This window comes from Nostoc flagelliforme FACHB-838, assembly GCF_014698065.1.
Taxonomy (GTDB): Bacteria; Cyanobacteriota; Cyanobacteriia; order Cyanobacteriales; family Nostocaceae; genus Nostoc; species Nostoc flagelliforme_B.
The window spans coordinates 22988-31462 of the sequence record NZ_JACJSI010000077.1 but is presented as its reverse complement, the minus strand read 5'-3'; the positions used below and the strand labels follow the sequence as shown (position 1 = coordinate 31462).

Annotated in this window: 11 protein-coding genes and 1 pseudogene; 9 read left to right on the top strand and 3 right to left on the bottom strand. The window is 38.0% G+C overall.

Going from position 1 to position 8475, the window contains the following annotated elements:
* Nucleotides 1-502, bottom strand: a 502-nt coding sequence (locus H6G97_RS26630) for a transposase domain-containing protein (RefSeq protein WP_190943596.1), incomplete at its 3' end; no start/stop codon positions are given.
* A gap of 181 nt (nucleotides 503-683) precedes the next feature.
* On the opposite strand from H6G97_RS26630, the gene H6G97_RS26625 reads away from it, so the two are divergent.
* The 3 genes from H6G97_RS26625 to H6G97_RS51415 all read left to right on the top strand — a co-directional run bounded on the left by H6G97_RS26625 (nucleotide 684) and on the right by H6G97_RS51415 (nucleotide 2412).
* Nucleotides 684-878, top strand: a complete 195-nt coding sequence (locus tag H6G97_RS26625; protein WP_190943595.1) for a hypothetical protein — start codon at nucleotides 684-686, stop codon at nucleotides 876-878.
* A 204-nt stretch (nucleotides 879-1082) separates the two neighbouring features.
* Nucleotides 1083-1766 carry a GIY-YIG nuclease family protein gene (locus H6G97_RS51420; protein ID WP_199349666.1) on the top strand — a complete coding sequence of 228 codons (684 nt, stop codon included), beginning with the start codon at nucleotides 1083-1085 and terminating at the stop codon, nucleotides 1764-1766.
* On the top strand, nucleotides 1756-2412 hold the full coding sequence (locus tag H6G97_RS51415; protein WP_199349664.1) for a hypothetical protein: 657 nt from the start codon (nucleotides 1756-1758) through the stop codon (nucleotides 2410-2412). Before H6G97_RS51420 ends, H6G97_RS51415 begins: the two co-directional genes overlap by 11 nt.
* Before the next feature lie 393 nt (nucleotides 2413-2805).
* Here the strand turns inward: H6G97_RS51415 and H6G97_RS52930 are convergent.
* Nucleotides 2806-3007: pseudogene (locus H6G97_RS52930) on the bottom strand (IS4 family transposase); the annotation flags it as partial.
* A 191-nt stretch (nucleotides 3008-3198) separates the two neighbouring features.
* On the opposite strand from H6G97_RS52930, the gene phnC reads away from it, so the two are divergent.
* The 3 genes from phnC (at nucleotide 3199) to phnE (ending at nucleotide 5987) form a co-directional block, all read left to right on the top strand.
* Complete coding sequence (phnC, locus tag H6G97_RS26615) at nucleotides 3199-3996, top strand: phosphonate ABC transporter ATP-binding protein (protein ID WP_190943594.1); 798 nt, start codon at nucleotides 3199-3201, stop codon at nucleotides 3994-3996.
* A gap of 140 nt (nucleotides 3997-4136) precedes the next feature.
* Entirely contained in the window at nucleotides 4137-5138 is a 1002-nt protein-coding gene (gene phnD / locus H6G97_RS26610; protein ID WP_190943593.1) for a phosphonate ABC transporter substrate-binding protein, read from the top strand.
* A gap of 75 nt (nucleotides 5139-5213) precedes the next feature.
* Complete coding sequence (gene phnE / locus H6G97_RS26605) at nucleotides 5214-5987, top strand: phosphonate ABC transporter, permease protein PhnE (protein WP_190909923.1); 774 nt, start codon at nucleotides 5214-5216, stop codon at nucleotides 5985-5987.
* Here the strand turns inward: phnE and phnF are convergent.
* Complete coding sequence (phnF, locus tag H6G97_RS26600; protein ID WP_242055246.1) at nucleotides 5984-6739, bottom strand: phosphonate metabolism transcriptional regulator PhnF; 756 nt, start codon at nucleotides 6737-6739, stop codon at nucleotides 5984-5986. The two genes, phnE and phnF, sit on opposite strands and share 4 nt — an antisense overlap.
* Nucleotides 6740-6857: 118 nt before the next feature.
* On the opposite strand from phnF, the gene phnG reads away from it, so the two are divergent.
* The 3 genes from phnG (at nucleotide 6858) to H6G97_RS26585 (ending at nucleotide 8421) form a co-directional block, all read left to right on the top strand.
* Nucleotides 6858-7316, top strand: a complete 459-nt coding sequence (gene phnG, locus H6G97_RS26595; RefSeq protein WP_190943591.1) for a phosphonate C-P lyase system protein PhnG — start codon at nucleotides 6858-6860, stop codon at nucleotides 7314-7316.
* A gap of 63 nt (nucleotides 7317-7379) precedes the next feature.
* On the top strand, nucleotides 7380-7979 hold the full coding sequence (gene phnH / locus H6G97_RS26590) for a phosphonate C-P lyase system protein PhnH (RefSeq protein WP_190943590.1): 600 nt from the start codon (nucleotides 7380-7382) through the stop codon (nucleotides 7977-7979).
* The gene (locus tag H6G97_RS26585; protein ID WP_190943589.1) at nucleotides 7969-8421 is read left to right on the top strand and encodes a GNAT family N-acetyltransferase; all 453 of its coding nucleotides are present in this window, start codon (nucleotides 7969-7971) and stop codon (nucleotides 8419-8421) included. Before phnH ends, H6G97_RS26585 begins: the two co-directional genes overlap by 11 nt.
* Nucleotides 8422-8475 lie beyond the last annotated feature (54 nt).

Genomic DNA, 8475 nt, shown 5'->3' with positions numbered 1-8475 from the left:
AATAGTCGCACCCCTGAGACACTGTTGAAGATACCATTGCATAGGAATGTAACCCCCTATCCCACATTAACAACATTCCTGATTTCACCGAGCGTAATAATTTCAACGCTCGGACTCGTTCTCCTATTCGATAAGGACACATTAAGGCATCAAATATAATGTGCGTTCCTGCCTCTATCAAAACGACTAATCTCACTTTAGGGAATGCCGCAACTGTCCCAGGGCGACTGCTGGGACGACCAAAAACTCTTGCACCTAATCGCTGCCGAGCTTGTGTGATTGCTGACTTACAAGGTACTCGCCAGTATTTCCCAACCTTAATCCATGCCTCACTTAGACCATCAATCAAGTTTTTAAGTACATCCCGCATCGAGTCTTTTGACCATAAACTCATTGCTATTACAAGACTTACAACCAATTGTGCTGGTAATGACCGCTTGCGTTCTTCTTCGCTTTTAGTATTAGCGATCGCGTCTTCAATTACCGTTGCTGGAATAGCCATTTCGATTGCTCTAAGCAAGTCAGTATTTTGTATCTCAGGAGACACCAATGAAAAATCCCTCAGATGCACGACACTTAATTTCCATTCTTCGGAACAATGCCTAATTTACATGACTTTGAGCCTTAACTGAACCGTATTGCTTAGCAGACAGGAAAAATGGGAGTAGATTTGCTGAAATTCTTTGACAAAAGCTGGTTTTGGAGTCACAAAAGCTGCTTTACGAGTCGCAAAAGCTAGTTTTGGTGTCGCAAAAGCTGGTTTTGAAGTCATAAAAGCTGCTTTACGAGTCGCAAAAGTTAGTTTACGAGTTCAAAACTTGATTTATTTACAAGCCAGGACAAAGCGCGATACATTTTATGGAAAATATGGCGTTTAATAATGGATTGACTGTGGAGGGTTGAGGAAAGGTGCGATCGGGTTAATTCATTAAGGATTTTCAAACCGCAGATGTACGCAGTTAAACGCGGATAACTTGGCGTTTATTTGCGTATATTTGCGGTTTTTATTATATAGCTTTTGATGTTTCTATTCTATAAAGCATAATTCCAAATATATATCTTTTATTTATGGGTGTCTAATTTTGCTAGAAAACATCAAAATATCTGAATTACCATCAGTTTATTTGTTGGACAAAGATCGTCTTCCTAATTGTGCAGCTATCTACTTTGTGTTTGACAGTAAAGGTCAGATTATTTATATAGGTAGAACTATTAATTTAGTTGAAAGATGGAAAGCACATCATAGATTTAATCAGCTAAAAAGATTTAATCGCAAAAATACTCTTAGTATTAGTTGGTTGACTTGTAGTAGTGATATAGAAAATCTATCAAATCTCGAAAATGAGTTTATCAAGTTATATAAACCACCACTTAATTGGTCTAAAGTAGTAGTACCAATTAGAAAAATAACTCCAGCCGAAACTGCTTTACAGCAAAGTCTTCAGCAGCTAGCCAAGTTCAATGTTATGATAGTTGGCTTTGGTCCAATATCAGATGAAGAACCACCAACAATATATTTAGTATATCCTGTTTATGGGATGAAAGGATTATCTGGAAGTATTAGAACTGCATTAAGAAACATTAACAAAAAGGCTAGTTCATTAAAATGGAAAGAATACAAAACTTATCCTAAATCTTCAGGCAAATTTGGTTTCTGGGAAACTGAATACAACGGTTTAAGAATAGATTTATCTCCATTTGATAGTTTACTTCATGGAACACTCAAACCATCAGACTCTAGCTGGAATAGAACTTATGGCATTTAGTAGAGAGCAGCTAGAATTAATTTTAGATAAAAAAGAAGAAAATGATGAAAATACATCAGGTTTAGAAGCATTAGAAGATGATCCTATTCCAGTAGAAAATATTTATAAAAATCAACATTTAAATAGTATTTATGAAAATACAGTTGAAGTTGAACCTTGGGAGGAATTAGAACCAATAGCTGAAGGTGAAGTTAGAATAATGACTCGTCAGTTTGTTTATGTGGATGATATAGAAATAGAAGTATGTACTAACGACAATGGAAAGCATTTTGTTAGATACAATGTTTACTGGTGGATAATGCACAATCAGAAAAATCCTAGTCTTGAGTATAATATTATAATAATAGAAAATTCCAAACATTCAGTTGATAGACTACCTACTATCAGATGGTCTGGTTATAAATTTAGATTTGAGATGATTAGGTTTAGTGAAGATGATGTAGAAGTTGAGAGTATACTATTTCCACTAGCTATGTTTGAAGACCTCATGAAAGATAAGTCAAGGTTTAATAGTCAGGTTCTAGAACAAATTTTAAAAGGTGAGTATAAATCAACTGACTATGATAGGGGAAGTATAAAACTATTTGTATGGCTGCAATCTAATTCTATATCTTCGCTGCTTGAAACCAATAACAAGATTCTCTAGCCTCTGGTATCAACTAATTGATTTTAAAATTTAAAATGTTATTTGGCTGTATGCGTTTATAAATTATAAATTTATCAGCCGCGATCACTTGAAAAACAGTCTATAATAAGGTCATACTGAAGATTTTCCTCAATCTTAGAAGTTAATTATGCTTATAAAATTTGAAGATATATCTAGAGATATTGATACTTTACCAGAAGAAGCTCAAATCTTACTACTTGATTTTATTTAGTTACTCAAAAAGCGTTATCCACAACCAGAATCAGAAAATCATAGCCAGAAAAAAGTCTCTATGAAAAGTTTGATGAAATTGGATTAATTGGTTCTTGTTCTGTGGAAGAAAATTTATCAACCACATATAAATAACTTTGCTCTAACAATACTTTTGCCAATTTATGAGGGTTCAACGCCGCTGGAAACGGGATGAATATGACCTAAAGCAGTAAGCTTGGCAAAAATCTGGGTTAATAAAATAGGCTCAGGCATTTCAGGAAGTATTTTTAACATTTCACGCACATATCGAAAACCACTCTAGGTGAGCCTTAAGATCAATGATGCCGGAGTCAGGATTAAGGAGATGAAAATCAGATAGAATAACTTTTTTCTATATTGCTCTTTATAACCTGTTCTATCTGAATCGGAAATGAGTGCCTTCGCTCAACACTTACTAATGATAATTCATTAGATTGATAATTAAGAAATTAAATCATAAATTATCCTTCTCTTAATTATTTCTTAACTAAACAATATTATTAATATTAATCATAGGCATCTAAATGTCAAAAAATGGCAAATACAGTGGCTATCGAAGTTAGTAATCTCTCGAAGATTTTTAAAGGTAAGACAGCGCTTAAAAAGGTATCTTGCACAATTCATGAGGGAGAACTGGTTGCGCTTATAGGTGCATCTGGCTCAGGCAAATCTACCCTTTTACGGCATATTAATGGCTTGCATATTGCAGATGCAGGAACTGTTTATATTTTTGGCTCAATACTACAGAGCGAAGGCAAAATCCACTCTAAAATTAGGTCTTTACGAAGCCAGATAGGTTGTATTTTTCAACAGTTTAATTTAGTCAATCGGCTAACAGTTATCGAAAATGTACTCGTTGGTAACTTATCAAGATTGTCTATCTTACGTTCAACATTCCATTTATTCACCAAAGAAGAAAAAATCCAAGCTCTTGCTGCATTAGAGCGAGTAGGCATTCTTGAACACGCTTATAAACGGGCATCTATGCTTTCTGGAGGGCAACAACAACGAGTGGCGATCGCTCGTTGTTTAGTACAAGGAGCGAAAATCATCCTTGCAGACGAACCAATTGCCTCTCTAGATCCTGAATCGGCGCGTAAAGTCATGGAATTACTTGTGCAGTTGAATCGCCAAAGCGGTATTACTGTAGTCGCTTCCTTACATCAGGTTCAAATGGTGCGTAGTTACTTTGATCGAGCGATCGCTCTCAAAGATGGAGAAGTGATGTTTGATGGTGCAACCACAGAGATGAATGATCACAAGCTCAATGAACTTTATGGTACAGCTGCTGAAGAACTGATTATGAGAGGGCACGGAGAACTGGTAGTGTAACCCAAAAATACAGTTTAACAATTTAAACAAGCAAGTTATCGCACTCTAAGGGCGTTAATTAATAATGTTGACTATTGCAGATAGCTCCTCATATTTGCAACAAAGAATGATATTTTTACTTACATTCCACAACTAAACTTATGGACAGAAGATTATTTATTCAACAGGCTTCTTTGTTTACTATAACTTTGGCAAGTGCCAAGATACTTTCAGCTTGTACTTCTAATCCTGAAAATAGTAACGCAGCAATTAAAGAAATTAACTTTGGTGTTCTGTCTACAGAATCTCAAGCTAATCAAAAACCAATTTGGGAACCTTTTGCTGCTGCTATGTCTCAGGAAATTGGGATTCCCATAAAACCCTTCTATGTTACACAGTATGCAGCAGTCATAGAAGCTATGCGTTTTGGTAAAGTTCAAGCAGCTTGGTTAGGTGGTAAATCTTATATTGAAGCAGTAAAAATTGCTGATGTAGAAGCTTTTGCTCAAGTTGTGAGTGCAGATGGCACTAGAGGCTACTATTCTCATTTAATTACTAATAAAGAGAATCCGATTGTAGCAGAAGCTATAGCAGCAGGTGGCGATAAATATGTGATTAAAAATGCATCCAATCTCACCTTTGCCTTTAATGAGCCTAATTCTACCTCTGGGTTTTTAGTTCCCAGTTACTATATTTTTACTAAAAACAATGTTGACCCTAAAAAAGCTTTTAAACGCTTGATTTTTGCTGGTAATCATGAAGCTTGCGCTCTAGCTGTAGCTAATAAACAGGTAGATGTAGCTACCGTCAGTAGTGAAGCATTAAGTCGTCTAGAAAGTACTAATCCTACAGCCAGGCAGAAGATTGAAATTATTTGGAAATCGCCTATAATTCCCAGCGATCCGATTGTTTATCGTCGGGATTTAGCAGATGATATCAAAAAGAAGTTGCAAAACTTTTTCTATAACTACAAAGATGCAAAAGTTTTAACACCATTTAAAATTTCTGGCTTTGTACAGGCTGAAGATAAAAATTGGCATACAATTCGAGAACTAGAAATTGCTAAAAAAATCCAAGAAACTCAAGATAAAGAAAATCTTAGCGAACAAGAAAAGCAGCAAACAATAGCAGAACTAAATCAGCAACTCAAAGGAATTAAATAAAATTAGATTTATAGGTAGTAAAAAGTGCGCCCACGAAATCAGGTAATTACTTACGCATCTCCTAATGTAGCAGCAATGTTAGAGAAAGAAGCAAAGCTTGTGAATACCCAAAAAGTTTTGTTTCTTTTAGTAATTGCTGCTGTATTGATTTTTGCCTATACTCAAAGTGAGTTAAATTTCCCTGTACTTCTGCAACGGGGAGACAACATGGTGGAATATATACGTTCATATTTTCCGCCAGATTTTAGCGATTGGAATTATTATTTCTCAGAAACACTGGTTACTATATCGATGGGAATCTGGGGAACTTTAATGGCTGCGATCGCAGCTGTTCCTTTATCTATTTTAGCATCTAACAATATTTGTCCAGTATGGATAGTACAACCGACACGTCGCCTTTTAGATGCTATGCGTGCGATTAACGAAATCGTCTTTGCACTAATCTTTGTAGTTGCTGTTGGGTTAGGGCCATTTGCCGGAGTTTTGGCATTATTTATTCATACTGCTGGTATTCTAGGTAAGCTTTTCTCAGAAGCAGTAGAATCAATTGAGTCAGGGCCTGTAGAAGGAATTAGAGCTACTGGTGCAAGTCAGATTCAAGAAGTTATTTATGGAGTAATTCCCCAAGTGATGCCTTTGTGGACTTCTTTCACTCTCTACAGATTTGAGTCAAATGTGCGTTCTGCTTCTGTGTTAGGAATTGTTGGGGCTGGTGGTATTGGCGTTTCACTATATCAAAGTTTTGGGGCATTTGAATACCAGAAAGTATGTACAATTCTGATTATTTTGATTGTTACTACTGGTGTTATTGATTTACTCTCTGCAAAGGTGAGAGAGTGGCTAATTTAGTCATTAGTCATTAATTTTGCACCTACACCTTCTTTTAAGTCATTTTCAAAAAATAACTCCATGCGATCGCCCCGCAGTCGAGTTACCCCATATTCAATAATATTACCTGTTTCATCTAAGTTCACCGACTCCGCTAAGAGAATGGGTTGATTAAGGGATAGTTGTAGCCACTTTGCATCTTGAGGCTGAACTAGACGAGCAGAAACGCAGGTACTACGGCGGATGTGATCACATCCATATACTTGCTGTAAAAACTGAGATATTGATTGCTGTTCTTGCAAAATCTTGATATTTTTCGGCTCTAAAAAATCAGGGAATCGCTTGAGTGGAAAATATCCCGTACCCACACTAATGGGTTCTTCATTTGCTAAACCTAAACGTTCAATTAACGCTATCGGCTCACCATAAGGAATTTCTAATCCTTTAGCGATCGCATCATCGGCAGGTACTTCTAAAACACGTAGCAGTTGAAACCTCACTTGCCAACCCTGAGCTTTCAGCGTTTGGTTGTAACGCACTCGCTTACTAATCGCATAGCGGATGGTTTTAGCCGCTACAAAAGTTCCGCGTCCTCGCTCAACTCGTAACAATCCCTCGTCTTTTAGTAGAGCGATCGCTTGTCTAATGGTATGGCGATTAACGGCAAACTGTTCAGCTAACTTGGTTTCCGTCGGTAGTTGTTCCCCAACCTGATAAACTCCCTGATGAATATTTTGTCGCAGTTGGTCAGCAATCTGGACATAAATTGGCATTATTTCCTTCATGTATCAATTTTAGATTGTCAATTTGTCAGAATTGCGTTAATCTACTTTCATCTAGATGTCTAGATAAATTAAGAATAGTTTAAAACAAAATACCACAAACCAACTTATGCCTACTGTGACGCAGCGACAAGCATGGATGGCAACATTAGCTAAAGCCGAGTTAGAGCTATTAGAAAAACTGGTAAACACATTAGATAATTTGCCCAACTATAGCTTTTTACGCTCCCCAGAGATTGGTCTAACAATGGTGCGGGGACGCGCTGGGGGTACAGGAGAGCCATTTAACTTAGGAGAAATTACCATGACTCGCTGTGTTGTGCAGTTAGAGAACCAAGGAGATGAATCAATCACTGGATTTGGTTATGTCGCAGGGCGATCGCACCGTCATGCAGAATTAGCTGCTGTTTGTGATGCGTTACTACAAACCCCAAGTTGGCACGATCAGATTCAGGCTGAGGTAATTCAACCATTGCAAATAGAACGCCAAAAGCAGCAAGAACTTAAGCAGCGTCAAGCAGCCGCCACTAAGGTTAATTTTTTCACGATGGTGAGAGGGGAAGGATGAAGAGATGGAGGAGCAGAGGGAGCAGGGGAAGCAGGGGAAGCAGGGGGAGATAAGGGAAAACTAATGAATAAAGTCACGTACTTACCTGGCTTTCGAGACTCAATTCATGATGCTCAGAGGACATTTCGGGCGTTGCTTGATGCTAATGCTCGACCGGGGACACCTTATTGGATAGCTGCTGATATGAGTGTGCCTTTGGGTTTAACGCCTGCTTGTGGGGCTGCTTGTTTGACACTGCTGGATTTGGATGTTGTGGTATGGCTACAGCCGAGTTTTGCAGATCAAGTGAGAGCTTGGTTGTTGTTTCATACTGGCTGTCGTTTCACGCAGTATCCAGAAGAAGCTGACTTTGCCTTAATTCAAGATTTGGCGGCGTTACCGGAATTATCTATTTTTAGCTGGGGGACAGCAGAAAAGCCGGAAGCCTCAACAACATTATTAGTACAGGTGGAAAGTTTTGAGATGGGACAACCTGTGATGTTGACAGGGCCAGGAATTTTAGACCAGCAAGCTATCACTCCTACACTTCCCGTCCATTTTTGGGATTTCTGGATGCAGAATCACCAAGCCTATCCACAAGGCGTAGATGTATTTTTATTTACAGAAAACGCAGTAATCGGACTACCACGCACCGCTAAACCAGAGGTGTACCATGAATCTTGATATTCGCATTGCTACCCGTGAGGATTGGCCTCTATTGAATCAGCTTTATGCTGATATGGATGGTGAGCCACCCTTACCAAGCGATGATGTAGAAAAAATCTTGACAGAAATCACACAAGTTCCTAACTACTACATCTACATTGCTTTTTTAAATCAGCAACTTGTAGGTACTTTCAGCCTCCTTTATGCGCCAACAATGATGCACCGGGGCTATCACAAATTTGCAGTTCTAGATGCAGTAACAGTTATTTCTCAAATGCGAGGAGAGGGAATTGGTAGCCAAATGGTAAAAGCCGCGCTCCAATTTAGTGCTGAGGCTGGGTGTTATAAAGTCACGCTGTCTTCTAATTTGAAACGAACTCGCGCCCATCAATTCTATCAATCACTGGGATTCGAGCAGCATGGGTGGAGTTTTAAATGCTTAGTCCAACCAAGCCAGTAAAGCAAAAATTGCGGAGGATAAAAATATAAATATGGAAACCTGAAAACCCGATTA

Excerpts from the sequence above, each read along its gene's own strand:
- H6G97_RS26585 (WP_190943589.1), top strand. The coding sequence starts at position 7,969 with ATGAATCTTGATATTCGCATTGCTACCCGTGAGGATTGGCCTCTATTG.
- phnF (WP_242055246.1), bottom strand. The coding sequence starts at position 6,739 with ATGCCAATTTATGTCCAGATTGCTGACCAACTGCGACAAAATATTCAT.
- H6G97_RS51415 (WP_199349664.1), top strand. The coding sequence starts at position 1,756 with ATGGCATTTAGTAGAGAGCAGCTAGAATTAATTTTAGATAAAAAAGAA.
- phnE (WP_190909923.1), top strand. The coding sequence starts at position 5,214 with ATGTTAGAGAAAGAAGCAAAGCTTGTGAATACCCAAAAAGTTTTGTTT.
- phnD (WP_190943593.1), top strand. The coding sequence starts at position 4,137 with ATGGACAGAAGATTATTTATTCAACAGGCTTCTTTGTTTACTATAACT.
- phnH (WP_190943590.1), top strand. The coding sequence starts at position 7,380 with ATGAATAAAGTCACGTACTTACCTGGCTTTCGAGACTCAATTCATGAT.
- phnG (WP_190943591.1), top strand. The coding sequence starts at position 6,858 with ATGCCTACTGTGACGCAGCGACAAGCATGGATGGCAACATTAGCTAAA.
- phnC (WP_190943594.1), top strand. The coding sequence starts at position 3,199 with ATGGCAAATACAGTGGCTATCGAAGTTAGTAATCTCTCGAAGATTTTT.